Source organism: Catalinimonas alkaloidigena (genome assembly GCF_029504655.1).
GTDB classification, from domain to species: Bacteria; Bacteroidota; Bacteroidia; order Cytophagales; family Cyclobacteriaceae; genus Catalinimonas; species Catalinimonas alkaloidigena.
On record NZ_JAQFIL010000001.1, the window covers coordinates 6,078,881 to 6,105,531 of the forward strand.

The following is a 26,651-nucleotide window of genomic DNA, read 5'->3' on the forward strand; positions in this document are numbered from 1 at the left end:
ATGCGTTGGATTCAGGAAAAACCGATCATTATCATACCCATCGCCTTGCTGCTGGCACTTTTGGTCCTACCGATGTTTGACGAGGATAGCCAACCAAAGACAAAGCATGCCTCAGTGGCTCCTGAGAAATTTCCCAGCACAGGCTTTCCGGATTATGATCTGCTGCCTGATAAGCTCAAGCAGCGGATGGAAGAACTGGTAAAAGAAGATACAATGCACCGGTACAGCTTTTACTATTTTTTTGAAGTGGATGATGTGAACCGTCACTATTACATAGATGACTATTCCATGAATACCATATTGATCTCACAAAAAGCAGAAAATCAGGAGGCACTGGCTTTGGTAGATGAAAGGCTCATGGAAGATGATGGCAGGGGATTTAGCATAGTCCGTCATCCCCAGTACTGGGACTGGATAAAGGACAGAGCTATGAAGGAAAAAGCGTTTTCAAATAAGAACCTGGTTCACTATGTCTTTCCTGAGGGAAAAGCTGACTTCAGAGACTTGAGAGTGGGTATTTTTAAAGATACTACCAACTACCTCAGCATGTATGAAGATGAGCTTACGCATGACAGCAAAACCTATGGCCTGAGAGAAGTAGATACCCCTCCAATTCCTAAAAGAGGTATGGCCTATTTTCATGAGGTCATCAGAAAGTTTCTGGAAGATAAACTCGTCTACTTCAACTTCTACAGCATGGAAGGACTAGTGAAGGCAGAATTTACCATTGGCGGAAAAGCTGACTCTCCGCAGATCATTGAAGGCTTCAGCACCCGGGAAAGTGAGCTGGAAGAAGCCTATAAACTGGATGGCCTGATCGTCAAAGCACTGAATGATCCAAAAGTACGCTGGAAGTCAGGCGTAATAAATGGCAAAAAAGTAAATACCCGGGTAAGCATGGACTTTCACTTCGCATTTAATGAGGAAGGGAACTTAACACTGAGCATGTCAGACCTGTACCCGGCAACTAAAACTTTTTGAAATACTAAATCATACCGATATGAATCATCTGCTAATCTATTTGCTGGAAAGCAGCATTTGCCTGGGGGTATTCTATCTCTTTTATATAATGGTGCTGCACGACCAGCCCAGCCATCAATATAATCGTTTTTACCTCCTGGCTACTTCTCTACTGTCACTTGTGCTACCGCTGCTGGAGATCCCTATTTTGGTATCTGAGAGCGTAGGAAAAGTAGCAGGCAATTACCAGAATTTCATTTTGCTCAACCCCGCTCTTCTAACAGAAACCCAAGCCGAAACCAGTATGCTGGAAAAACTACTCAACTGGCAAAATGCCCTGCTCTTGTTGTATGGCTTTGGCGTCTTACTTACTCTAACCCTTTTTATAAAGCAAAGCAGCCAACTGATCATAACAGTGAGAAAAAATCAGAGCATGCCTCGTAAGAAATACCGGCTGATCTATACTGAGGGCAAACTCCCCACCTCTTCCTGCTTCAGTTTCTTGTTCTGGGATAACACGCAGAAGTTAACGCAGAAAGAAGCCGCGCAGATTATCGCCCACGAAGAGGCGCATATACAGCAGAAACATAGTTATGATGTATTTTATATGGCAGTACTCAAGATATTCTTCTGGTTTCATCCGCTGGTATATCTCTATGAAAGAGCGTTGATAGATGTACACGAATTTGCTGCCGATGCTACTGCTATTGAACATCAAAATCCCGGTAGCTACGCGAAACTCCTAACCCGCAAGCTGTTTGACGGACTACAATTGTCACTAGTGAACCACTTTTATAAATCAAGAACTTTAAAACGAATCAAAATGATGCATTTAAAGAATCAACAAACACCACGATATAAACTACTACTGGTAATCCCTTTATTTCTGGCGGTATTTTTCACCTTCTCCTGCCAGACAGAAGAAGAGTTAGAGCAGGAAGCCATTGCTACAACTTATGAAGATGTGCAGGCGCAACTTCAGCAGATAGAAGGTCAGATAAATACGCTGACTTTAGAATATTTTGATGATTATTCATCAGTACGTAATGAAAAGGCGAAATTGTTTAAAGAAAGGGGAGAAACTATTAACCCAAAGACTTTTGAATTAGAGTTATGGGAAGAAACGGCTTCCCTTTCTACTTATAGAAAAGTTGAAACACTATTTTCCCGCCGAGATGCTCTGAGAGAAAAACTGGCAACGCTTCCCGATCCTGATGGAATATATACAGTGGTAGAAAACCAGCCGGAGCCGGAAGGAGGCATCAAAGAGTTTTATCAGCACATTGGCCAGAACCTGAAATATCCTGCTCAGGCTCGTCGTATGGGCATAGAGGGCAAAGTATTTGTACAGTTTGTCGTCAATGAATATGGCGAGCTTTCAGAGTTTCAAACCCTCAAAGGCATAGGTGCCGGCTGTGATAATGCAGCGATTGAAGCACTTCAATCAGCTCCCGCATGGAACCCCGGTACTACCCAAGGAAAACCGGTTAAAGTACGTATGGTCATGCCAATCACTTTCAAGTTGGATCATGGAGATAACAGCAGTACCAGAAAGGTTGAAGAAGCCTCAAAGGAATTAAGCAAGCTTGAAAACAGCGAGAATAACCTGGAAGAAATTGTAGCAGTTGGGTACACGAAATAGCAGTGCGATAACTTTACAAATATTGAAGCCAGGCCAACGACGGTTTGGCTTTTTATATATTTTTTTACCTACACATATAGCATTAACTATCTTTGAGCTTTCAACTGGCTCAACATGACTTTCGTTAACTATCTCAGAACGCTTAGCATACTCCGCTTCAAGAAATCTCTTCAGCTTCTTCCCCTGGGCAGGCATCGTGAGTACACCCCTTTCATTATTCTTTGTCACGGTCGTACCGGCTCCACACTACTGCATACCTATCTGAATTCGCACCCTGCTATTGTATCTTCAGGAGAATATGCCGGAGATTACATCAAAAAAGCCAAGGGTGAAATGGAAACTCATTATTTCAAAAATCATATTTTCAATGCCCACCCAAAGCCAATCAAAGCAGTAGGGCTCAAATTCTTTTTCAGATACAGTGATTATGCACGAGGAGAAACCTGTATTCGGGAACTACGGGAAATGTCATCATTGAAAGTGATCGTGTTGAGCCGAAAAAACATGATACGAACTGTTATTTCTTCTCTTATCGCTGACAAAACCGGGGCCTTGAGCTACTGGGGCGACAAGCATCAGCTTGACACAAAAGACAAGCGACTTTATGTAGATACTGATGAATGCATCAGGGAGTTAAAAAAGATGGAAGAAGAACGAAACAGATTTGATGAAATATTTCAAAATCATCAACGTCTGTACCTGAGCTATGAAGAATTATTGTCTGAGAAAGGTTTAACGCTAAACAAAGTACAGCGCTTTTTGAATGTAAAACCTCGTATACTTTTCACACTATTAAAGAAGCAAAACCCGGAACCATTATCCCAATTAATTATCAATTTCAACGAATTAGAAAAAGCACTAAATGACACTCCCTGGCAATCCATGCTATATCAGCCATGAAGAAAACAGTAAGCTCAACAATAAATTTCTAAGCGACAAAGCCTGTTTGATAAAGTATTGTTTTTCAATATATTAGTAAGCATAGCAGGATCATTAAAATCCGGGGCATGCCATATAAAAAACTACTACAACCTAAGCTTTTTTTACTACTACTCTCAACTCTATTTCTGAGCTTCCTCATCTATAGTTTCTACCCTCAAAACACACTTAGCGAAGAAGAAGCCGAACTGCTTTTTGCCCACGAGGTATACCCTATTTTACAGGAAAAATGCTTTGCCTGCCACGGAGATGAGAATCATAAGCTGGAAGGTAATTTTGACATACGCACATTAGCCTCCGCCCTGAAAGGTGGGGAGTCCGGGCAAGCCGCGCTAAAACCTGGTGATGCTGAAGGGAGCCTGATATATAAGGCCGTTACCTGGATGAATAGCGAACTGGAAATGCCTCCCAAGGAGAATGATCGCCTGAACGAAAATCAGATTGCGCTACTCCGCTCCTGGATTGAGGCAGGCGCTCCCTGGCCGGAAGCAGAAAGGCGTACTTTTCTGGTAGAAAATACCGAGTGGAATTACTCTGATGGCATCAAAGTGAAGACCAGCAAAGCACTTTCTCCTAGCTGGCAAAACCGCCGATACAAAGCCGAAGACCTCTGGGCTTTTCAGCCTATCCAAGTTGTTGAAATACCAGAAGATTATCTATCCGAAAACACTAACCCTATTGATGCTTTCATCAACCGAAAGCTGGCAGAAAACGACCTGGAAGCTGCGCCATCAGCAGATAAACTCACGCTCATCCGCCGACTGAGCTTTGACCTAAGCGGCCTGCCCCCCACTCCCGAAGAGGTGCAGGCCTTCCTACATGATACATCTCCTGACGCCTATGTAAAGCTAGTGGAAAGGCTGCTTGCCTCTCCTCGTTACGGTGAGCACTGGGCGCGCCACTGGCTGGACGTGGTACGCTATGCCGATACCGATGGCTATTCCAATGACTTTGAACGTCCCAATGCCTGGCGCTATCGCGACTATGTCATTCGCTCATTTAACCAAGATAAGCCTTACGACCAGTTTATCATGGAGCAGGTTGCGGGAGATGAACTGGATGCTGATGATCCTGAAATGCTGGTGGCAGTGGGTTATCTGCGCATGGGGCCCTGGGAACATACTGCCATGAGCGTAGCTGCCGAAACCCGCCAGTTGTTTCTGGATGATGCCACCAACAGCATCGGAGAAACTTTCCTCTCTCTTCCTTTGCGCTGCGCCAGTTGCCACGACCATAAGTTTGACCCCATTCCCACGCGAGATTATTACCGCATACAGGCAAGCCTCGCCCCGGTGCAGTTTGCCGAGCGTCATGCCCCCTACCTACCTGAAGAAAATCAGGAGGGTTTTGAAGAAGGAAGGGCAAGGTTAAAACAACTGATTAAAGAGGCTAAGGATGAGCAGCAAAAAATTCTTAATAAAGAAGAAGAAGCTGCCAAGCGCTGGATGCAGCAAAAAGGCTTGAAGTATCTTTCTCCTAAAGAAAGAAGAAAGCTTCCCGAAGATCAGCAGCCTCCCCGTTTTTATGGACTCAGCAATCAAGAGTTAGGTTACCAGAAAGTGCTTAACAAGCGTCTGCAAGTGATCAATCATCAGCTAGGACGCTACGAGCCACTGGCTTATTCGGTATACAATGGCCCTGTGATAGAAAACCCTCATAGCGGAAGAAAAATGCAGATGCCAGCTGAGGTAGGCGATACCATCCAATCTACTTTTATCTTAGGCGGCGGCTCGGTTTATGCCCAGCAGGAAGAAGTAACTCCAGGCGTACTGAGTGCCATCAGCACCTTCACTGAGGAAGCAGAATCTCCACTGCCTGACGCTATTCCGCAGGTAAAAAATGGCAGAAGGCTGGCTCTTGCCCGTTGGCTTGCCAGCCCGGAAAACCCACTGACTACCCGTTCTATCGTCAACCGCATCTGGCAATATCATTTTGGCAAAGGTATAGCCGGTACTGCCAACAACTTTGGCGTAATGGGTAAAAAGCCTACTCATCCTGAGCTTCTGGATTGGTTGACAACTTACTTTATTGATCATGGCTGGTCTATTAAAAACTTGCACCGCCTGATCGTTACATCCGAAGCATATCGCCGTTCTGGTATCCATCCTGAATTTGAAGCGGTCAGTAATCAAGATCCTGATAATCTACTGCTATCTTACTTCAGTCCCCGCCGGTTGAGGGCCGAAGAGCTTCGGGATGCTATGCTACAGATTTCCGGTGAATTGAATACTACCATGGGTGGCCTGCCGGTAAAGCCCGAAATCAACCGGGAGGTGGCATTGCAGCCCCGCCATATTATGGGTTCAATTGCCCCGGCTTATCAACCTTCTCCTACGCCAGAAGAAAGAAACCGCAGAAGCATATATACCTATCACTACCGGGGAATGCCCAGCCCTATGCTGGAGGTATTCAACCAGCCGAACCCGGATATCTCCTGCGAGGGACGTATTGCCTCAACAGTTACCCCTCAGGTTTTTACCTTGTTTAATAGCAGAAATAGCCATAGCCGTGCCCTGGCGATGGCGTGGCGACTGGAAGAAGAAGCCACTACGCTTGAGCAAAAGATTGAAAGAGGTATAGCCTTGGCCTGGAACCGGGATGCTCAACCGCAGGAAGTGGTTTCTTCTGAAAAATATATACAGCAAATGATTAGCTATCATGAAGAAAATACGCCCATAGCACGAAGCTACCCGGTAAAAGTAGAACGCACTATGTTTGAAGAAATGACCGGGGAAGAATTCTCATATACCGAGCGCCTGGATGTCTACCAAAATTATCAGCCAGATGCCCAAGCTACTGAAGTACCTCCTGAAACCCGGGCGCTGGCAGATTTTTGTCTGGTGCTTTTCAATACCAACGAATTTATTTACGTCTACTGATATGAGCAAAAAGAACCGCCCCAGCAATCAGCAACGCATTGCTAACCTGAAAGCTTCCGCGAATTTAAACCGCAGAGATTTTCTCTACGGTTTGGGGTCCAGCTTAGGCGCGCTGGCTTTCAGTAGCATGATATCCGCTGACCAGGCTTTTGCCAGAGCTACCTCCGGTGGGCCTTTGGCCCCTAAAGCACCTATGTTACCTGCCAAAGCCAAAGCTTGTATCTTTCTGATGATGGAAGGTGGACCCAGCCATATTGATACTTTTGACCCCAAACCCAAACTCAGTAAGTACCATCTGAAGGAATTTCAACAGGGAGGAGAAAATCTTTCTGCCATGTCATCCGGAAAAAGATATTATGTGGAAAGCCCTTTCCAAACACGAAAAGTAGGGCAGTCGGGTGCGGATATGAGTGAGCACTTTGTGCATCTGGCAGAAGTAGCCGACGACCTTTGCTTTTACAGAGGGGCACAGGCCGAATCGGTTAACCATCCCACGGCCATGTACCACATCAACACCGGCAATAAGTTTGGGGGTGATCCCGGACTGGGAGGCTGGGTAACTTACGGCTTAGGCACACTGAATGAAAATCTGCCTGCCTTTATCGTACTTCCTGAGGTAGCCTATCCCCAGGGTGGAGCTGGCAACTGGACCAATGGATTTTTACCGGCTTACTACCAAGGTACCCCCTTGCGTTCGGTGGGCTCTCCTATTCTGGATATTGAGCCTCCCCCGGGAGTAAGTCGCTATCATCAGCGGGAGAGCCTGGACTTACTCGCTGAGTTGAACCAAAAGCATCAGCAGGAGCATCCCGCTCACGAAGAGCTCAAAGCCCGCATGGAAAATTATGAACTGGCTTTCCGTATGCAGATGGAGATTCCCGACATCATAGACATAGAGAAGGAAGATGAGAAAACAAAAGAGATGTATGGTGTAGGAGAAGAAACTACGGATGCCTTTGGCCGTAAATGTCTGCTGGCCCGCCGTTTGGTAGAGCAGGGCGTTCGTTTTGTCCAGGTATATTCTGGCGGCTGGGATTCGCACGATTATCTGGCGCGTGCACACGGTAAACTCATCCAGAGTATAGACAAACCTATTGCTGCACTCATTAAAGACCTAAAAAGACGCGGCATGCTGGAAGAAACACTGATCGTCTGGTGCGGTGAGTTTGGACGCAGCCCGGACAATGGTGTAAGAGGTGGTGGCGTAGCTTACGGAAGAGATCATAACCCTAATGCGATGGCGATGTGGATGGCGGGTGGTGGCGTTAAAGCCGGGCATACCATAGGAGCTACTGACGAAATAGGCAGCAGTGCCGTTGAAGTTGTTCATCCTCTAAAAGATGTACATGTCACATTATTAAGATTGATGGGCCTGGATGACAATAAGCTCACTTACTTTCATGGAGGAAGATATAAACAGCTGTCTCAAACTGGTGGAAATGTAATCAAGGAATTGCTGGCTTAGTCAGGATTGCTGCTTCACTTTACTTCATCGGTATTTCCTCTTTCCAGAACTCGTCCTTCTGTGGTTTTGAACAGTTTTTTGATCTTATTCTTGGCAGCTCCGCTGCCAATCATCACCAGGTAATCTCCTGCCTCAATCTTTGTCCCTTTGGAAGGGTTCTTCAGAAGAATACGTTTACCATTAACTTTCTTGTTGAGACCTACCAGCACACAATCATGCTCTACTTTCATCTTGATGAAAGAATCCAGATAGTCTTCTCCGGCAAAAGGGTTTTGCTCATTCACTAGAAACTCGAGTAAATCGTACTCTTCTCCTTCCAGCGCAGTAGTCATGATGGATTCTGCCATTAGCGCTACGTCCGGCTCAAAAGTGTAGCTGGCCACCAGGCGCGAAGCGATCTCAGTTTTAGAAACCACATAGCGAACCCCGGCTGCCGCAAAGGTTTCCTTTAGGCTGGGATTGTTTAAGGAGACTACGTAATTCAGGTCGGGAAATTTCTTCTTGAGGTTAAGCAGATAAATCAGCACTTCGGTGTCATCCGTAAAATTGATGAATACCGTAGCTGCCTCCTGAATGTTAGCTTTGCTAAATGCTTCCAGATTGCTATAGTCGGTAAATAGCACAAAGACCTCCTTGTTGGAATAGGCTTCGTGGATCAGGTCTATTTCACTTTTATTATTGAGAATAATGGCTACCTGCTTGCCGGAACCTACTACCTCATCTACAACCTGTTTACCGAATTTGTCCCAGCCAATGACAATGATGTGATGTTCAAAATTTGTTCCCAAAAGTCCTAAACGTTTTTTCTCTAAATATGCTGAATATTGATTGGTAAGCTGGCTGATAAGATAGCCTATGAGACTTACACTTCCTATAATAAATACCAAACCCACTAACCTTCCAAAAGTGGAAACCGGATAGAAATCTCCATAACCTACAGTAGTAAGCGTTACAATTGTATACCAGAATGCGTCAGGCAAGCTTTTAATGTTGCTGTTCTCTTCCCCACTTTCTGCGGTGAACAAAAGATAGGTAATGATAAAGTATGCAGCGATGGCTGCCAGAATGATAAGTAGGTTTTTTTGTCTTTTAGATGCCAAGGAAGAATGGTTAGCGAGTAATGATGAATTTACACTTAATTTTTAATCTGCAATTAAGACTCTGAATTTTTGCAGGCTGAAATTTCTAATCCATTTGCTGGGCCTCAAAGTTAATGACTGCTTCCTCTGCCACATCTACCGTAAAACTTAGTTGAATCGGGTTACAACAAACTTCACAGTCTTCCACATAAGCCTGCTTAGAAACAGAAAAATCCAGCAACATAGAAATTTGGGCCATACAATAAGGACAAATAAAAAAATGTTCAATCATTTTAAAAATGTTTCCTATTAATAATCTCACTTAGTATGATCGCTTTACGAGCATTGTTAGTATTTCTAAGCGAAGCAGCTATACTACTGGCAAGTTGCTTACTCTTTGCTTTACGGCTGGTTTTCTTTACGGTCAGTTTCTTGGAAATCACCTGGTCCTCTATGTTGATTTTATCGCTGATCTTCTGCGCTACCTGCCCCTGATACTTTTTCCCTTTCTCCTTATACCTATCAAATGATTCCGCTCTTTGCTCGACTTTTCTTCTTCCCTTTTCAACTTCCTCATCGACTTTTCTTGAAGAGAAAGGGTGTTCATAATCATCCTCTTCTGCTTCATTTTCCATCTGTGGTTCAGGCTTTCTTTTGGGTCGGGGACTCTCCTGTCGGGGACTCTCCCCGGTAAGCTCTCTCAATATTTCTTCAAAAGTAGTAGGCTGCTCTCTTTGCTCAGGCTCAGGCTCATCCGGTGAGCTTACTTCCGGCCTTCTTCTAGGACGCCTTGTCTCAGCTTCAGTTTCTTCCTCTGCCTTACGTGTTTCCGCCTGCTGCTTCTTTCGCCTGTTCAAAAGATTAGACCCTAGTGAGAAGAGGGCAAAGAGGACAAAGAGCGCGATTTGTATTAATTCATCCATAAAAATGCTTCAATTATGCTGAGCGTTCAATATTTTACTAACCCAGATTAGTATTTTGACTAAAACAATAACATTATGTTATTAGTGTTATAGTTAAAGAAAAAAAATGTCTTTAACACAGGAAAAAGTGGCTTTTTTAACCGACTTTTAACTTAACAAATCTAAAAATTATTTTTAAGTTTGTCCCTTTTCCGCAGGAGATGCTATGCAGTTAACACGACTTGAGATCAAAGGCTTTAAGAGTTTCGCAGACAAAGTTATCATTAACTTTGACAAGGGGATTACCGGTGTGGTCGGTCCCAATGGCTGCGGTAAGTCTAATGTGGTAGATGCTATACGTTGGGTACTGGGAGAGCAGAAGACCCGTATGCTTCGCTCCGACAAGATGGAGAACATCATCTTTAACGGTACCAAAAAGCGTAAAGCCACCCAGATGGCTGAGGTTTCGCTCACCTTTGACAACACCAAAAACCTTATCCCTACCGAATACACCCAGGTGACCATCACCCGCCGCTATTATCGCTCAGGGGACAGCGAATATATGCTGAACGGCGTTACCTGCCGCCTGAAGGATATCACCAACCTCTTCATGGATACGGGTATCGCTTCCAACAGCTATGCCATCATTGAGCTGAAGATGGTAGATGAGATTCTTAATGATAAAGACAACTCTCGCCGTAACCTGTTTGAGGAAGCCGCCGGTATCAGCAAGTTTCGTACCCGCAAAAAAGAGACGCTGCGAAAATTAGGAGACACGGATGCTGACCTGGAGCGGGTGGAAGACCTGCTCTACGAGATAGAGAAAAATTTAAAATCACTTGAGAAGCAGGCCAAGCAGGCAGAAAAATATTATAAGACCAAAGAGGAATATAAAAACCTGAGTGTACAGCTCGCCAAAGTAACGGTCAGTTCGCAAAGGGAAAAATTACAAAACCTGCATAAGCAACTGGAAGCAGAAAGTGACCGCAAGCTCAGCCTCAACCGCCAACTCAGTGAAAGTGACGCGCTGATAGAGCAGCTCAAAACTGATCTGGTCAATAAAGAAAAACTGCTTTCTTCCCGCCAAAAATCGCTGAACCAGCACGTGGAGCAGATTCGCAACTACGAGAGTGATAAGCAGGTAAAGAATGAAAAGATGCGCCTGCTTAAAGACAGGGAGCTACAGCTTACGGAACAGTTAGAGCGTGACCGTTATAATATTGACCAGATCAGCGAAAGCCTGGAAGGGCTACGCTGGCAGCGATCAGAAGCGGCCGAAAACCTGGAGATCACCAAAGACAAGGTAGCCCAACTCAAGCAGGAATACGAAGAGTACAAGACTAAGACCAATGCGCTGAAAGAAGAAGTCAATCAGGCAGACGGTGCGCTAAGAGAGAAGCAGGATGAAGTCTACCAGATCAAAAAGACACTGGAGATCAAGCAAATGCAGCTAAGCGCTACCCGCCAGGATCTGGAAAAAACTTCTGCCGATACCAGCGCTCAGCAGGCTGATATGAGCCGCTACGACGAACGGGCTGCCGAACTGGAAGATGAATTGCAGACACTCAGAGACGAACTCACCGAAGCCGAGCAGGCGGAGCAGGATCTGCAGCAGCGCATGGAATCCCTGGCCGAAAGTATAGAGGCGAATAAGGAAGAACTTTCTAAGACCAACCGTACCCGCGACGCACTGCAGAATGAATATAACCTTACCAAGTCTCTGGTGGATAACCTGGAAGGTTTCCCTGATGCTATCAAGTTTATCAAGAAAAATATTGAGTGGGCCAAGAAAGCACCGCTGCTTTCAGATATCATTAGCTGTGGTGAGGAGTACCGGGTGTGTATAGAAAACTACCTCAGCCAGTACATGAACTACTACGTAGTGCAAAGTCGTGCTGAGGCTTTGGAAGCCATTAACCTTTTGAGTGATGCATCTAAAGGCAAAGCTAATTTCTTTATCCTGGATGAGTTTGAACATTTTAAGCCTGCTGCCAGCAAAACTTTTGATCATGCGGTATCCGCTGCTGAGATCGTAGAATATGACCCCGCTTATCAGGCTCTTGTGCAGTACGTACTTAACAATGCCTATATTGTCAATGGTGATTTTACCATTCCTGAAGATAAAGAGGCTTCTTTTATCACCAAAGATGGGCGCATTGTGCAGCACCCCTTCAGCATGGCGGGAGGTTCCGTTGGCCTATTTGAAGGTAAACGTATCGGGCGTGCCAAAAATATGGAGAAGCTTAAGGCACAACTCAAAGAACTGGAAAAAGAGGTAGAAGCCCAGCAGCAAAGCATACAGGAGAAACAGTTGCAGTTATCCAGCCTCAAGCAAAGCTCTCCCAAAGAAGCTATCGCTTCTTTGCAAAAAGAGATCAGCCAGATTAGCCAGGAATTTGTTTCAGTGAAGACCAAAAAGGAGCAGATGGCTGAAATGCTATCCAGCAATGCTCAAAAGCGGGTGGACACCGAAGACCACATTCAGGAGTTGCATGAAGCCTGTGCCGAGTTGGAACCGCAGGTAGCTGAAAAGGAAGAAGAACTGATCAAGCAGGAGAGTAAAATCAAAGCGCTTAAAGAAAGGCTGGCTGAAGAAAACGAAATACTGAGTGAAAAGTCTGCTAACTTCAACCAGGAGAACATACAGTTTTATCAGCAGGAAAACCGTGTGAGCAGTATTTCACAGGAGATCAGTTTTAAAGAAGAGGCTTATCAAAGCAGCGAAAACAATATTGCTAAAAACCAGCAGGCCCTTAAAGAAAGTGAAGCGAGCATCAAACAACTGCTGGAAAGCAGCGATGTGAGTGAAGATGAGCTGCTGGCCATGTATGAGGAGAAAGAGCAGATTGAGATAGGCGTTAATGAGGCGGAGAAAGACTATTACTCCGTTCGAGGTGAGATTGATAAGAACGAAAAAGCAACCCGCGAAATCCGTAACCAGCGAGAAAACAGCGACTCTCTGGTGCTGGAAATTCAGAACCAGCTCAACAGCACCAAACTGGAGCTGAGTGGCGTAAAGGAAAGGCTTTCCGTAGAGTTTGAGCTGGACCTGGACGAGCTCATGAAAGAGCAGGTTTCTGAAGAGGAAAAAGCGAATGTTGACCCTGAGGCACTCCGGGAGAAGCTCACCAAAATTAAAGATCGTTTACAGCGTATCGGACCCATCAACCCTATGGCGATGGAGGCCTATGAAGAGATCAAAGAGCGTTATGATTTTATCAACAATGAAAAAGAAGACCTCCTGCAGGCTAAGGAATCTTTAATCACAACGATTGAAGAAATTGATACCGTAGCCCGTGCTACTTTCATGGAAGCTTACGAAAAGATTAAGGAAAACTTTGTGAAGGTGTTCCGTTCATTGTTTACCGAAGAGGATGACTGCGACCTTAAGCTGACCAATCCTGATGATCCCTTAGAGTCCAGTATTGACATCATTGCCCGGCCTAAAGGAAAGCGCCCGCTGACCATCAACCAGCTTTCGGGAGGAGAGAAAACGCTGACCGCTACTTCTTTGCTGTTTGCGATCTACCTGCTCAAGCCCGCGCCATTCTGTATCTTTGATGAGGTAGACGCACCACTGGATGATGCCAATATTGACAAGTTCAACAACATCATCAAGACCTTCAGTAAGGACTCTCAGTTCATCATCGTGACCCACAACAAGCGTACGATGGCCAGCACCGATATCATCTATGGGGTAACCATGATCGAGCAGGGCGTTTCCAAGGTAGTACCGGTAGACCTGAGGGAGTTTGAGCTTGCACCTGAATAGAGAAAAGCAAAGCCCAGCCCCAGGCAGATAACTTCAGGATAGCCAGTACCAAAGTGAAATAAAAAGTACCCAGCCACTTTCTGGAACCTGTATCCTATTGGTCCTGAAGCCTCAAAATCAAAAAAGTCGGACTTCTCAGTCTGCCTTTACGAGCACCCTGCATATTGTAATCGTAGGACGCATCGTCGTGTCCCTTACGATTCGATTATAGAGGCGTTTCATAGCAAGCTGTACTTCAATGTCCTCCGCCCGATCTACTTGACATGCTCACGCCTAGCCTCTGGAAAGGTCAGCCAGTAGACCATGCTCATCCATCAAAACCGACATTTGCCCATATGCTGTTGAGTATTTTTTTACGTATGTCAAAAATCATCTTTTCGCAACTCACATTGTATCCTCCCCACACAGGTATGTACCGAGCATGAAATATATTCCTTCTCAATACTCTTTACCAAGGTCAAAACGATCTACTTCAACCACTTCACCTGAGTGTAGATTATCCAAGGTAATACCTCCGATACGTACCCGAATTAATCTTAAGGTAGGAAAACCCACCGAAGCAGTCATTTTACGAACCTGCCTGAACTTTCCTTCGGTGATGGTGATTGACAACCAGCTTGTTGGGCCGTGCCTTTCGTCTCTTATCTTTTTTGCCCTTGGCTCAAATTCTGGGGCTGGCTCCAGACGAGCAGCCTCACATGGCAGGGTCAGATATTTTTTGCCGTTTATCGCTATTTCTACCCCTGCCTTCAAGCGCGCTACAGCTTCAAGGGTAATTTGACCGTCTACCTGTACATAATATTCCTTTTCTATCTTCTTAGATCGCACCAGCGCACTTACTTTACCATCTGTAGTAAGTAATAATAAACCTTCGGAGTCCTCATCTAATCTACCAATGGCCATTATGCTTTCAGGAAAGTTATAGAGTGCTCCCAACAGCTTTTTGTTTTTCCTCCTGTTCTGGTTGTTAACAAACTGCGACAGATAACCGAATGGCTTATGAATAATAAAGTGGCGATGTTTTGTCATTACATTTATTCTTTGCATCACAGGACTTCAAGAGCCCTTTTATAATTTGAAATAATAGAACCTGTATACAAGGGCATTTAGCCTCATTTTATTGTGCTCCGGAATTGCTCATCAAGTAAATAATCATTATATAGTTATAACAATAGCTTACTAATATTATGAGCCTACTTAAACAGAGCATAAGGTCTGCAATGAATATTGGCATTTTGTTTAAAATATATGCAACCTTATCCTACATGTGGCATAAAAAATCCATTGAAGAAGCTATTGCCAAAAACGATTTAAGATTAAACTTAGGAAGTGGAAAGACCACAATAGATGGGTGGTTTAATCTTGATATGGCTGTAGGTGCAAGAATCCTTACAATGAAACTACCGGGTGGGCTAAAAAAATTTAAAAACAACTCTGTACGATATATTTATACGTCACATTTTTTAGAACATATTGACTACCCTGATACAGCTTTGGCAATTGTTAAAGAATCCTATCGTATACTTATACCCGGAGGTACATTAAGAATCATTGTGCCGGGTATTGAAAAAATAATAAAGGCTTACGCTGAAAACGATGAGGCTTTCTTTGCGATTCAAAAAGAGATGCACCCTGCCTGGTGCAAAAGTAAGCTTGATCATCTTATGTATGCGCTACAACAGGAAGGTGAACATAAATATGGCTATGATTTTGAGACTATGAAAGCATTACTTATTCAAGCCGGTTTTGATAAAGTGGTTGAGAGTGATCATAATCAGAGTCAAGAAGAAGCCCTTAGAATAGATTACAGGACCCGGGTTGATAATCACGGACGATATTTGTCTCTTTACGTAGATGCTGTTAAGTAAAATTTTTTTTACTGTGCCTACTAACCAATTATGGTAGCTACCCTTTAAGATTATCATTTATAGAACTTCAGGCAAACAATTTCTATGATTAATTTAATGGGTTTTGAGTTTGTTTTAAGTAAGCTTACGCCCATAATAATTTCTAAAGGCCATGAGTTTCCGCTTTTTGAGGTAGGTGAAATCACGCTCATGGATATGGGCTTCTCTTTCAAAACTGATCTGCTCATAAGCCTGCCGGTGGGTTCTGCCTTTGAGCCTGCCTATACCATATTCTAACAGGTAGCATAAGTAGAAAGGAAAGACCAGCAACTCACGCTGCTGCCGGAGATGTATCCTCTCATGGTTGAGCAGTATCGGATCATTCCTATCCCTTTCATGCCTTACAAATACAAAAGGATAAAGCGTAATAGCCCGGGCAAAATTTCCGGTGATCACTTGCAACAGCTGTGGCGCATGAATGACCATAGAAAGGACTATTTTAATGAGCTATCAATATTCATTGTTCCTTCGGGCCGCTCTATCTGTCACTGCTTCCAGCAAGGCAGGCACCCAGTCGGATTTACTGTTAGTGCCCTTAGCCCTTTTCTGACCAATGCCACCGGGACTGGGCAGGATACGGTTCACCAAACCCATAACATCCGCCACCAAACCGGGAAAAAGCCCATTAGCTGCTGTGATAGCTTTGGCCTGTAAAGGAATGATCAGCGAAGTCTCACCATGTTTACAGGCACTTACAATGGATTCAGCAGCCTTTTTAGCATCCATAGAAGTAAAGGGTTGAGAAGCAAGAATTTCCGCCAAAGCATGCTCCTTCTTATGCTGCCCTTTATGCACCATGTGCTGTAGACTACCGGTACGCATTAGACCGGGACACACAGTAGTAATGTAGATGTTGTGCTTTTGCATTTCAGCATGAAGGCTTTCTGACAGGCCTACCAGCGCATGTTTACTGGCTGAGTAGGGAGCCAGATGGGGCACCACTACTTTACCAGCCAGAGAAGCAATATTAACAACTCGTCCTTCTCTTTTCTTCTTCATCTCCGGTAATAAAGCTTCCATCAGGTGATAAGGTGCCCAGAAGTGGATATTCATTGCCTCCTCATACTCCTTTTTTTCCATCTCCTCTTCCGGTGCTATCTGAATTACGCCGGCATTGTTAATAAGCACCTCCACCGCTCCGAAGTGCTTCTTTACTCGCCCAAGCATATCATGAAGCTGATTGGTCTTTGTCAGGTCACAGACTACCGTATATACTCCATCCGTACCATAAGTCGCTGCCAGCTCGTCAAGATCTTCCTTTGCCTTTTTCAGCTCACCTTTATCTCGGGCACAAATAGCTACTTTGGCTCCTTCTTTCACCATCAGGCGGGCGATTTCCAGGCCTAAGCCTCGTGAGCCACCGGTAATTAATACAACTTTCTGTGTAAGGTCTATACTACGGTGCTTGTGGGTGAGCATTCGCGCCAAAGCTATACCGGCTATGCTGGCAGCTGTCCAGATCAGTTTTTTTTGGGTGTCGTTCATAAAAGTAAGTTTAAAAAATCATTCGCTATTCCGGCAGTAAGTCTACCGGAATAATCAATTTACTTAAAGTATAACGTATGAGAAACAATTGTTTGTTTTTTCTTAACCTGAATTTTCGGGCGAGTTAAAGACAGTAGCAGCAAAATTTTTGGATAAGCCCAGAATACTTTATCTTCCGGCTACAACAACCTTTAATCTTAGTCATTATGAATCAGCAGAATAGAAGAAGTGCGCTCAAGAAGATAGCCGGCAGCGCAGCAATGGTACCTTTGGCCGGGGCACCCTTGACAAGCATGCCCTTTCAATCCTCTGAGAAAAAACATGTACCCTTAAAGGGCAATATCAAACATTCTGTATGTAAATGGTGCTACAGGGATATCACATTGGATGAGTTTTGTAAGGAAGTCAAAAAGATGGGCATCACTTCGGTAGAGCTTTTAGGCCCTGATGACTGGCCCACCTTGAAAAAACATGGTCTCACCTGTGCGATGGCTTCCTGCCTGAGAGATGGTTTCGGTATTTCTAAGTGCTTCAACCGTACTGAAAATCACGCACAGCTTTATGATATCTATGCGGAGAGCATACCGCTGGCCGCCAAAGCAGGATTGAAGCAGATCATCACTTTCTCCGGAAATCGTGACGGCATGGATGACGAAACAGGCATGAAAAATTGCGCAGAGGGCTTGAAGAAAATTATGCCTATTGCTGAAAAGCATGATATCATTATATCCATGGAACTGCTCAACAGCAAAGTAAACCACCCGGACTATATGTGCGATCATACCGAATGGGGCGTAGCGCTATGTAAGATGGTGGGCTCAGAAAATTTTAAGCTGTTGTACGACATCTACCACATGCAGATTATGGAAGGCGATGTAATTGCTACCATACAAAAACACCACCCTTACATTTCTCACTACCATACCGGAGGAGTGCCAGGCAGAGCAGAGATTGACGAAACGCAGGAGCTATACTACCCTGCCATCGTTAGAGCTATTGTGGATACCGGCTTTACAGGATTTATCGCCCAGGAGTTTATACCCAAACAAGACCCGCTGGCCTCACTGCAAGAGGGGGTCCGGATTTGTGACGTCTAACGTTTTTCGGCAACCCACGCCCCGTAATAAAAAGCTTTACTGAACATACGTGGGGCATGAAATCCCGCCTCCTGTAGTAATTCACCCAATCGGTGTATTGACAGGCGGTGGGTATCCTCCTGTACATGCTGCAAGCCCTGGTCTATCATCTGGCTTTCCAGGTCTTTGTTCATCATATACTGACGAAAATATTTTAGTTCTTGCTGAAAGTTATCCGAAGCATAGATATCCGAGATAATCAATGGGGCTCCTGTATGAAGCCGTGCTGCAATATCACGCAACAGTTTTAGTTTACCGTCCTCATCATCAGGGATAAAATGTAAAACCAGTATCAGCGTGGCTGCATCATATTTCTGCTCGGTTGGCAAATCACTTACTACACCGGTTTTAAGCATTAAAAGTGGGTCATTATCCCAATAGGCAAGTTTCATCTGAGCCAAACGAATCATTTGAGGAGAGGGATCTATACCAGTAATTTTCCAGCCGCTCACCTGTTGTTTGATCTCTGCAATTTCCTGTCCTGTGCCACAGCCAGCAATAAGCAGTCTGCGCTCTTCTTCAGCAGGAAAATAAGCATTAAGTATTGCGGGAATAGACTGTTGTACAAAACGGTAATTAGGTACCCAGGTTGGAATTTTATCGTCGTATTGTGTGGCGCGATCACCCTCAAAAAACTCAATATGCATAATCTAACTAAGATTTTTAGGCAAAATGCCCAATCCCTTCAGATTATACAAGCCTTTGCTCAAAAGCGAAAAGATTTAAGGGTAAATGCAACCTCAAACTCATTTTCATAATCTAGTTAATACGAGCGCAAACATGAAAATAGTAACTGTCTGTATTTCCTCAAAGCATGATAACTTCAGGAAAATTATACGTGTAATTACCAGATAACACACTTAAGATACATAACAAGCGTTGTGCTTTCATAGTATAATTTGGTGAAGACGTTTCATACTTGCAAAATCTCAATACCTTTGCGGACATACTGAAGAAGAATTTTTAATAGCTTAAAATCTAATCAAACAATAATGAAAAGAGTATTTTTAATATTTTCCCTTCTACTTACCTACTCACTGGTACAAGGCCAGGAGCAGCAGAGTCAATTCACCTCGGCACAACCTGACCTTCCGGGTATGCTGATTTTTGACTATGGCGTCAATATATTGATGAATGCTCCTGAGGAATTTGAAATCAGAACCATACGCTCTCGCAGTATTGGCTTTCATTATTTGTACCCGGTCGCTTTGGGTGAATCAAAGTTTTCATTCCATCCGGGTATAGGTATTTCTTCACACAACTATACTTTTTCAGATGAGGTAACCCTGATGGACGGAGATTCAACTGAAATCGTTGAACTGGACAATGAAGCATTCCCTAATGTAGATAAAACCAAGCTTTCTGTTCATTTCATCAATATTCCTATGGAATTTCGCTTTTTTGCGAATGATGACTATCGCGGGTTTACTGCTGCCTTGGGGGGTGTAATAGGCCGCCGTTTACTGTCTTACTCCAAAATCAAATACAATGATGATGACTATGCCAAGAACCGGAAAGACTTTAACCTAAATCCCTGGCGTTATGGCGCACATGCAAGGGTAGGTTTCAGAGGAATCACCCTTACCGGACAGTATATGTTCTCCGAAGTATTTGTTGCAGACGAAGGGCCGCAGGCTAATACACTTACCGTGGGCATAACCATTTCATTATTCTAGACCACTTTGAACAGTTATTCTATTTTAGTAAAAATGTCATCTTCTTTTTAGCAAGGACTTTATATTCTACGCTCATAGAAAAGAAAAGCAGAGGCTAGCCAATACGCTGCTTTTCTTTTCTTACGATGATTTAAGATTTTTACTTTAGAATCAATTTTTGCATTCGCAGATTCTCCTGCCTGATGCTCACCAAATGCAGTCCGCTGGTCAGGCTCTTACTCGAGTTCAGCCTGATCCCCTTTTCAAGTTCTTCAGGCATCATATGCTCATAGAGAGATTGCCTGCCGTAGCTACCCAATAGGCTTACCTCTACTTCCACACATCGCGGATTCGCTGCTATGTTCTCCCCAATGCAATGTACCCAACAACTATCCGCTGCATCACTGGCAGTGTCTGCTCATTTATTTCATCTTGAGCAATGTCAGCCTTACTGGCATCTAAGGTAGGGTAGTTGGTCCAGGACCTGTTATGCCCCAGAGCTCATTGATGTTATCCCAAACTACTCAAATAGCGTTACCAAGGCTTTTAGCATAGCATGCACACGGTTCAATTCATCTTACCTGGCAAATAAGGGCTTAATTAGCCTCTAGTTTATAAGTAATATCCTTAAGCTTTTCTACTGTTTCAAAAAAGCTATTGACAGGGTTTACTTTAAACTTCCTGGACATGGTATCTACAGTAATACTCTCCATACCGTCTTGCAGGTAAACTTTTAAGGCACAGCTACCCTGATAATCCAGGAGAAGTTTTTCCAGATCTGATACTAATTTATCATCCAGAACTTCTACAGGAATTTTGAGTTGAACACCTTTGGTCATTTTCTCGCGGATCTCACTTAAAAGCTGCACAGACTGAGGGCGAAGTTCCCAGACATCCGGTTGATTGTAGCGTTCCTCTACCTTCCCTCTTATGTATACAAACTCCCCTATAGACAGCCGATGACGGTTACTCAAAAAGTCTTCTCCAAAGAAGGCAAGGTTCAGAGAAGTCTGATAATCTTCTATGGTTACCAGGCCAAAAGGCTTACCAGTACGAGTCTGCCGCTCCTGAAATGAGGTGACGATACCTGCCACAGATATATCCTGATTCTTATAATTCGGTACCTGGTCTACCGTGCATGTACAGAAGTTTTCAATTTCTAGCTTAAACTGATCTAAAGGATGTCCAGAGATATAGAACCCAATTACCTCTTTCTCAATTTTTAGTTTTTCTATCTCACTATAAGGTTCGCAATCCGTAAGCCTGGGTAGAGGAACATCTACTCCATTACTACCTCCGAACAATGATTGTTGCGCGGACTCTTCTTCCTGTTGTAGTGTAACTGCATACTTACATGCTTTTTCTATCAGACTGGCATCTCCTTCTTCAGTATGTAAGTATTGCCTTCTATGCAAGCCATCAAAACAGTCGAAGGCACCCGCCATTGCCAAGACCTCCAGCGTTTTCTTATTGACCTGTCGGAGGTTAATCCGTTTGGTAAACTCAAAGATATCTTTGTAAAGCCCTTCTCCATCTCGTTCTTCTATGATGGCACTTACCGCATTTTCACCTGCGCCTTTTACAGCCCCTAAGCCGAAGCGGATCTGTCCTTCTTTATTCACGCCGAAGAAATACCTGCTTTCATTAACATCTGGCCCCAGCACATTGATACCCTGGCGCTTACACTCATCCAGAAAGGCAGTTACCTTATCGGAATTGTTCATATTGTGGGTAAGAACAGCCGCCATGTATTCTGCCGGATAATTCGCTTTCAGATATCCCGTCTGGTAAGCTACTACTGAATATGCGGCAGAGTGTGAACGGTTAAATCCGTACTGGGCAAACTTCTCCATAATGGAAAAAACCTCCTCAGCTTTGCCCTTTTCAATCCCATGTTTTTCTTTGGCCCCTTTGACGAAAATCTCCCGCTGCTTGTTCATCTCCTCTATCTTCTTCTTACCCATCGCCCGACGCAGCAAATCCGCACCGCCGAGAGAGTACCCTCCCAGGATCTGGGCTGTCTGCATGATTTGCTCCTGGTACACCATAATACCATAGGTATTTTTGAGGATACCTTCCAGCAGCGGATGAGGATATTCCACCTGTTCGCGCCCATGCTTGCGGTCAATGAAGTTAGGAATGAACTGCATGGGCCCCGGACGGTAAAGGGCGTTCATAGCAATCAGGTCTTCTATATTGGTAGGCTTGAGTTTTTGTAACCATTGCCGCATCCCATCTGACTCAAACTGGAAAGTACCTACGGTATCGCCCCGCTGATAAAGTTTGTAGGTTTCTTCATCATCCAGTGGAATCGTGTCAATGTCAATTTCAATACCATGATTTTGTTTAATATTTTCAAGGGCTGTTTTGATGATGGTTAGGGTTTTTAACCCCAAAAAGTCCATCTTCAACATACCTGCTGACTCCACCACCGAACCATCAAACTGCGTGATAAAAAGGTCAGAGTCTTTATCTGTCTTTACAGGAATATATTCCAGCAGGTCATCAGGAGCAATGATTACTCCGGCAGCATGTATGCCGGTACCTCTCACCGAACCTACCAGCGTTTGCGCCAGGTTTACTACTTCTGATTGCTTATCCCTACCTCGCTTAATTTGCTGTAACTCCGGTACTTCAGCCAATGCCTGCTCAAAGGTAGTCCCTGGCTTTTCCGGTACAAGCTTGGCGATGCGATTGGCTTCCGGAAGTGGCAGTTCGCTCACTCTGGCTACGTCACGGATAGACATTTTAGGAGCCATGGTGCCAAACGTCACAATCTGGGCTACCTGGTTACGTCCATATTTCTTAATTACATAATCTATTACTTTTTGTCGGCCATCGTCATCAAAGTCAATATCAATATCGGGCATGGAGATACGCTCAGGGTTGAGGAATCGCTCAAAGAGTAAGTCATACTCAATCGGATCGATATTGGTGATTCCGGTACAGTAAGCCACTACTGAACCGGCTGCGGAACCACGCCCCGGCCCTACTTTCACCCCCATTTTTCGGGCAGCGTTGATAAAATCCTGTACAATAAGGAAGTAACCGGGAAAACCCATGTCCTTGATGATCTTCAGTTCGTGGTCTATCCGCTCACTAATCTCTGGCGTGACCTCCCCATAATGGCTTTTTGCGCCTTCATATGCTAAATGACGCAAGTAGTCATCCTGGTCCTCAAACTCTTCGGGTATTTCAAAGCGGGGCAAAAGAATGTCTCGCTCCAGTTTGAGTTCTTCCGTTTTCTCTACAATTTCATAGGTATTAGTGATGGCTTCCGGTAAGTCCTGGAAGAGACGCTTCATCTCCTCTTCTGTTTTGAAATAAAACTCATCGTTAGGCATCCCAAAGCGAAACCCTCTTCCCCGCCCCTTAGGCATAGACATTACATCACCATTTTTTACACAGAGCAGTGTATCATGGGCATCAGCATCAGCACGCCTGGTATAATACACATCATTGGTAGCGATTACCTTTACATTGTACTTTTTAGCAAAGCGGAGCAATATGTCATTTACACGATTCTCTTCTTCCAGACCATGACGCTGAAGCTCTACATAAAAGTCCTCACCAAATGTTTCTTTCCACCAGACAAAGGCCTCTTCTGCCTGATGCTCCCCTACGTTCAGAATCAGATCGGGCACCTCACCGGAGATACTACCGGTAGTTGCGATCAATCCGTGCTTGTACCTCTGAATTAATTCTTTATCAACACGAGGGAAACCACCATAATAGCCTTCAATATATCCTAATGAACAAAGTTTGGAAAGGTTTTGATAACCTTCCTGATTTTTGGCCAGCAGCAGTTGCAGACTCCGCTGGTCTTTCATGTCTTTGGTAAACTTTTTCTGATGGCGATCTTCTACTACGTATACATCGCAACCTATGATAACTTTCAACCCTTGTCTTTTGCCTTCGGCCACCGCCTTAAAAGCGCCAAAAAGGCTTCCTAAGTCGGTAATTGCCACGGCGGGCATGCCTTGCTCTTTGGCTGCTGCCACGATATTTTTAAGACTGGCCGTACTCTGGAGTATAGAATATTGCGAGTGTACGTGTAAATGACTAAAAGGAGCAGTCTTAATTTCTTTGACTGGCTCATTACTTAGCGGAATAGTTGGAGCTTCTGACTCTTTTTTCTCCTTTTCAGCACGGCTGGCAGCCTCAAGATCCGGTGCTTCGTAGATGATTTTGTCCAGTGGTACTTCATCATTATAGGGCTTAACCACTTTTTCTTTGAGTAATCCAAAAAAGCAGCGCGCAGTAGCATCAACGTCAAAAGCAGAGTTGTGTGCTTCGTCAAAGCCTACACCGAAAAGCTTCTGATGGAGTTCAGAAAGAGTCGGCCATTTGTACCTTCCTCCACGTCCACCGGGAATTTTGCAAAAGTCAGTAGACTCATCTTTGGTGTCCAGCTTCTGTATATCCATCAGATGTGTAGGAAGACCTGTTCTAACCAACTCTGCGCCGGTGATATTAATATCAAAGTCTACATTATGACCTATGACTACCTGGGTACGCTCCAGGTCTTTGTTAAATATCTCAAGCACCTTTTCTAGAGGATGGCCTTCTTTCAGCGCCCGTTCTGTAGAGATACCGTGAACTTTTTCAGAATTGAAAGGAATGGTAAACCCTACTGGTTTTACGATGTAATCCTGCTGGTTGAGCAATTTTCCGTCGGCAGCATGCAACTGCCAGGATAACTGCACAATGCGGGGCCAGTTGTCCAGGTCTGTAATTGGAGCATTATAGTCGCGGGGAAGACCGGTAGTTTCAGTATCAAAGATCAGGTACATAGCGCTTGTTTTTCTCTTTTTACTCAGAATATGAGATTAAGTACTTCAGGATGCTTAACTCTCTAAGAAAGCGTAAACAGTCGCTTCAAGTAACAAAATCTGGTCATTTTATCTCAGCAAAACTAATAGAAAAAATCAAAGTATTTCTTAGTCTTCCATGTTTGTACGCTTATGTTCTGGTCATCTCAATATTTGAAAAAGGTGATCAAAAAGTATTATGCATATCAAGAAAACTCAACCCTCAGCTACGGTATTTAATGGTGCAAACAAGATAGACTTGCTGCTAAACCATAGTCACTAGACTTTCAATACTCAAACAGATCAGAAATTTCAATCATTTAACATTAAGTATAAGCTATTGCAATTTTTTTTGTGTATTTTAACAAACAAACGCTGAAACAGCCTAGTTAATTACCTCAACATCAATCATACAGTAGCGAATTCTCTATATAGTTCTTCTGAATTGAATTCTCTCTGATTGTATTACAGCAATTCCTTTTACCATTGAAGTTTCTTTGTGTGCAGCAAAACCCTGAGGGTGAAGTACACATTTCATTTTGATCTTCAAATCGTACAAAAAATGCGTAAAAAATATTGTTTATCTAATACATTATATAATTTATTTATATATAGTTAAACAATTTATGGTTTTTGTGTATTTCATTGTAGCTTTGGCTTAAAACTCGCTATATATTTAACTTATCAAGGAATGATTATTATTGACAATGCTTTGAGTTTCCGAGAAGAAGCTGGTAACCCTATTAAGGTCGGGGTAGTAGGGGCAGGCTTCATGTCGGTCGGACTAATTAACCAAATTGAGAAATACACTCCCGGCATGAAAGCAGTGGCTATCTGTAACCGTACTCCTGAGAGAGCTACCCAATGCTATCAGAAAGCTGGGGTATTAAATGTTAGTATCTGCAGCAATCATCAACAAATAGATGATAATATTCTTGCCAATAAATATAGCGTTTGTGAAGATCCCGAAGTATTGTGCAGATCCGAAGAGATTGATATCGTTGTAGAAGCAACGGGGGCTATTGATTATGGAGCTCAGGTAGTATTAACTGCGATCAAGTACAATAAACCTATTTTGATGTTAAACCCAGAGTTGGATGCAACCATTGGACCTATCCTTAAGCATTATGCAGATCAGTCAGATGTAATGCTCAGCCAAACTGATGGTGACCAGCCAGGGGTGATTATGAACCTTTACCGCTATGTAAAAGGACTGGGACTTACTCCCATGGTTTGTGGGAATATCAAAGGCTTCCTCGATGAGCATAAAAATCCTACCGATATGGAGGAGTTTGCCAACAATGTAAATCAGGGCACACGTATGATTACTAACTTTACTGACGGGACTAAGTTATCCTTTGAACAAGCTTCAGTGGCTAATGCAACCGGGATGGGAGTGGCAAAGCGAGGTATGAGTGCTTACAGGTCAAAAAAGCATATTGACGAACTCACTGATATACATGATGTCGATGAGCTCAAAGAACTGGGGGGGATCATTGATTTTGTGGTAGGTGCCAAACCTGGGCCCGGGGTATATGTATACGGCATCACTGATGACCCGATGGTAAAGGATTACTTAAAGTATCTAAAAATGGGCCCTGGTCCACTATATAGTTTTTATACCCCTTATCACCTTTGCTTTTTTGATATTCCCAGTTCCATCGCCAGGGCATTCCATTTCAATGACCCAGTGATGTATCCGCAGGGTGGCCCTGTTGTTGAAGTAGCAGCAATTGCCAAACGTGACCTTAAAGCAGGAGAAACCTTAGATGGATACGGAGGCTACCTTTCTTACGGAGTATGTGAGAACTATGATATCGCCAGAGAAGAGAACCTCTTACCCATTGGTTTGGCTGATGATGTCATCCTTAAAAGAGACATACCTAAAGACCAGGCTCTTACTTTTGACGATATTATCTACCCTAATGATCGTCTGGTCTATAAACTGTATGAGGAACAACTTAAGATATTTGAACCTGCCACAGCTACAGTAAAAGCCAGGTAAAGCAAAAGAACAAA

Annotated in this window: 19 protein-coding genes; 10 read left to right on the top strand and 9 right to left on the bottom strand. The window is 43.9% G+C overall.

All coding sequences use genetic code 11. The annotated features are described in order from the left end of the window. The 5 genes from OKW21_RS24615 (at position 1) to OKW21_RS24635 (ending at position 7,885) form a co-directional block, all read left to right on the top strand. Positions 1-981: a hypothetical protein gene (locus tag OKW21_RS24615; RefSeq protein WP_277484755.1), complete on the top strand. Its 981-nt coding sequence runs from the start codon at positions 1-3 to the stop codon at positions 979-981. A gap of 19 nt (positions 982-1,000) precedes the next feature. Then, positions 1,001-2,602, top strand: a complete 1,602-nt coding sequence (locus OKW21_RS24620) for a TonB family protein (RefSeq protein WP_277484756.1) — start codon at positions 1,001-1,003, stop codon at positions 2,600-2,602. Positions 2,603-2,716: 114 nt separating this feature from the next. Then, the gene (locus tag OKW21_RS24625) at positions 2,717-3,502 is read left to right on the top strand and encodes a sulfotransferase (protein ID WP_277484759.1); all 786 of its coding nucleotides are present in this window, start codon (positions 2,717-2,719) and stop codon (positions 3,500-3,502) included. A 107-nt stretch (positions 3,503-3,609) separates the two neighbouring features. Continuing rightward, complete coding sequence (locus OKW21_RS24630) at positions 3,610-6,420, top strand: PSD1 and planctomycete cytochrome C domain-containing protein (protein ID WP_277484761.1); 2,811 nt, start codon at positions 3,610-3,612, stop codon at positions 6,418-6,420. 1 nt (position 6,421) lies between these two features. Then, a complete protein-coding gene (locus OKW21_RS24635) occupies positions 6,422-7,885 on the top strand; it encodes a DUF1501 domain-containing protein (RefSeq protein ID WP_277484762.1) in 1,464 nt (487 codons plus the stop codon). A gap of 14 nt (positions 7,886-7,899) precedes the next feature. Here OKW21_RS24635 and OKW21_RS24640 read toward each other — a convergent pair whose 3' ends face one another. The 3 genes from OKW21_RS24640 to OKW21_RS24650 form a co-directional block, all read right to left on the bottom strand. Then, entirely contained in the window at positions 7,900-8,985 is a 1,086-nt protein-coding gene (locus OKW21_RS24640; protein WP_277484763.1) for a potassium channel family protein, read from the bottom strand. 85 nt (positions 8,986-9,070) lie between these two features. Further along, positions 9,071-9,256: a CPXCG motif-containing cysteine-rich protein gene (locus OKW21_RS24645; protein ID WP_277484765.1), complete on the bottom strand. Its 186-nt coding sequence runs from the start codon at positions 9,254-9,256 to the stop codon at positions 9,071-9,073. Between the two features lies 1 nt (position 9,257). After that, complete coding sequence (locus OKW21_RS24650) at positions 9,258-9,887, bottom strand: hypothetical protein (protein WP_277484767.1); 630 nt, start codon at positions 9,885-9,887, stop codon at positions 9,258-9,260. A gap of 205 nt (positions 9,888-10,092) precedes the next feature. Here OKW21_RS24650 and smc point away from each other — a divergent pair, with 205 nt between their 5' ends. Continuing rightward, positions 10,093-13,638 (top strand): chromosome segregation protein SMC, encoded by a 3,546-nt coding sequence (gene smc / locus OKW21_RS24655; protein ID WP_277484769.1) that lies wholly within the window; start codon positions 10,093-10,095, stop codon positions 13,636-13,638. A 438-nt stretch (positions 13,639-14,076) separates the two neighbouring features. Here the strand turns inward: smc and OKW21_RS24660 are convergent, their stop codons facing one another. After that, complete coding sequence (locus tag OKW21_RS24660) at positions 14,077-14,667, bottom strand: pseudouridine synthase (protein ID WP_277484772.1); 591 nt, start codon at positions 14,665-14,667, stop codon at positions 14,077-14,079. Positions 14,668-14,903: 236 nt separating this feature from the next. Between OKW21_RS24660 and OKW21_RS24665 the strand changes: the two genes are divergently transcribed. Next, entirely contained in the window at positions 14,904-15,506 is a 603-nt protein-coding gene (locus OKW21_RS24665) for a class I SAM-dependent methyltransferase (protein WP_277484774.1), read from the top strand. 114 nt (positions 15,507-15,620) lie between these two features. Here OKW21_RS24665 and OKW21_RS24670 read toward each other — a convergent pair whose 3' ends face one another. Further along, a complete protein-coding gene (locus OKW21_RS24670) occupies positions 15,621-15,971 on the bottom strand; it encodes a hypothetical protein (RefSeq protein WP_277484775.1) in 351 nt (116 codons plus the stop codon). A 24-nt stretch (positions 15,972-15,995) separates the two neighbouring features. Then, entirely contained in the window at positions 15,996-17,030 is a 1,035-nt protein-coding gene (locus OKW21_RS24675; RefSeq protein WP_277484778.1) for an SDR family NAD(P)-dependent oxidoreductase, read from the bottom strand. Positions 17,031-17,236: 206 nt separating this feature from the next. Here OKW21_RS24675 and OKW21_RS24680 point away from each other — a divergent pair, with 206 nt between their 5' ends. Next, positions 17,237-18,127: a hydroxypyruvate isomerase family protein gene (locus OKW21_RS24680; protein ID WP_277484780.1), complete on the top strand. Its 891-nt coding sequence runs from the start codon at positions 17,237-17,239 to the stop codon at positions 18,125-18,127. Here the strand turns inward: OKW21_RS24680 and OKW21_RS24685 are convergent. Further along, complete coding sequence (locus OKW21_RS24685; RefSeq protein WP_277484782.1) at positions 18,124-18,813, bottom strand: class I SAM-dependent methyltransferase; 690 nt, start codon at positions 18,811-18,813, stop codon at positions 18,124-18,126. The two genes, OKW21_RS24680 and OKW21_RS24685, sit on opposite strands and share 4 nt — an antisense overlap. A 345-nt stretch (positions 18,814-19,158) precedes the next feature. Between OKW21_RS24685 and OKW21_RS24690 the strand changes: the two genes are divergently transcribed. Continuing rightward, on the top strand, positions 19,159-19,842 hold the full coding sequence (locus OKW21_RS24690) for an outer membrane beta-barrel protein (protein WP_277484784.1): 684 nt from the start codon (positions 19,159-19,161) through the stop codon (positions 19,840-19,842). Between the two features lie 139 nt (positions 19,843-19,981). Here OKW21_RS24690 and OKW21_RS24695 read toward each other — a convergent pair whose 3' ends face one another. Next, a complete protein-coding gene (locus OKW21_RS24695; RefSeq protein ID WP_277484785.1) occupies positions 19,982-20,161 on the bottom strand; it encodes a hypothetical protein in 180 nt (59 codons plus the stop codon). Between the two features lie 256 nt (positions 20,162-20,417). Next, a complete protein-coding gene (gene dnaE / locus OKW21_RS24700; RefSeq protein ID WP_277484786.1) occupies positions 20,418-24,614 on the bottom strand; it encodes a DNA polymerase III subunit alpha in 4,197 nt (1,398 codons plus the stop codon). A gap of 709 nt (positions 24,615-25,323) precedes the next feature. Here dnaE and OKW21_RS24705 point away from each other — a divergent pair. Next, positions 25,324-26,637 (top strand): NAD(P)H-dependent oxidoreductase, encoded by a 1,314-nt coding sequence (locus OKW21_RS24705; RefSeq protein WP_277484788.1) that lies wholly within the window; start codon positions 25,324-25,326, stop codon positions 26,635-26,637. The last annotated feature ends 14 nt before the right edge of the window (positions 26,638-26,651 follow it).

What these genes read in the sequence shown, in the direction of transcription:
- OKW21_RS24670 (WP_277484775.1), bottom strand. Translation starts at nt 15,971, where the DNA reads ATGGTCATTCATGCGCCACAGCTGTTGCAAGTGATCACCGGAAATTTT.
- OKW21_RS24665 (WP_277484774.1), top strand. Translation starts at nt 14,904, where the DNA reads ATGTGGCATAAAAAATCCATTGAAGAAGCTATTGCCAAAAACGATTTA.
- OKW21_RS24660 (WP_277484772.1), bottom strand. Translation starts at nt 14,667, where the DNA reads ATGACAAAACATCGCCACTTTATTATTCATAAGCCATTCGGTTATCTG.
- OKW21_RS24650 (WP_277484767.1), bottom strand. Translation starts at nt 9,887, where the DNA reads ATGGATGAATTAATACAAATCGCGCTCTTTGTCCTCTTTGCCCTCTTC.
- OKW21_RS24625 (WP_277484759.1), top strand. Translation starts at nt 2,717, where the DNA reads ATGACTTTCGTTAACTATCTCAGAACGCTTAGCATACTCCGCTTCAAG.
- OKW21_RS24675 (WP_277484778.1), bottom strand. Translation starts at nt 17,030, where the DNA reads ATGAACGACACCCAAAAAAAACTGATCTGGACAGCTGCCAGCATAGCC.
- OKW21_RS24705 (WP_277484788.1), top strand. Translation starts at nt 25,324, where the DNA reads ATGATTATTATTGACAATGCTTTGAGTTTCCGAGAAGAAGCTGGTAAC.
- OKW21_RS24630 (WP_277484761.1), top strand. Translation starts at nt 3,610, where the DNA reads ATGCCATATAAAAAACTACTACAACCTAAGCTTTTTTTACTACTACTC.
- OKW21_RS24680 (WP_277484780.1), top strand. Translation starts at nt 17,237, where the DNA reads ATGAATCAGCAGAATAGAAGAAGTGCGCTCAAGAAGATAGCCGGCAGC.
- dnaE (WP_277484786.1), bottom strand. Translation starts at nt 24,614, where the DNA reads ATGTACCTGATCTTTGATACTGAAACTACCGGTCTTCCCCGCGACTAT.
- smc (WP_277484769.1), top strand. Translation starts at nt 10,093, where the DNA reads ATGCAGTTAACACGACTTGAGATCAAAGGCTTTAAGAGTTTCGCAGAC.
- OKW21_RS24620 (WP_277484756.1), top strand. Translation starts at nt 1,001, where the DNA reads ATGAATCATCTGCTAATCTATTTGCTGGAAAGCAGCATTTGCCTGGGG.
- OKW21_RS24690 (WP_277484784.1), top strand. Translation starts at nt 19,159, where the DNA reads ATGAAAAGAGTATTTTTAATATTTTCCCTTCTACTTACCTACTCACTG.
- OKW21_RS24685 (WP_277484782.1), bottom strand. Translation starts at nt 18,813, where the DNA reads ATGCATATTGAGTTTTTTGAGGGTGATCGCGCCACACAATACGACGAT.
- OKW21_RS24645 (WP_277484765.1), bottom strand. Translation starts at nt 9,256, where the DNA reads ATGATTGAACATTTTTTTATTTGTCCTTATTGTATGGCCCAAATTTCT.
- OKW21_RS24615 (WP_277484755.1), top strand. Translation starts at nt 1, where the DNA reads ATGCGTTGGATTCAGGAAAAACCGATCATTATCATACCCATCGCCTTG.
- OKW21_RS24635 (WP_277484762.1), top strand. Translation starts at nt 6,422, where the DNA reads ATGAGCAAAAAGAACCGCCCCAGCAATCAGCAACGCATTGCTAACCTG.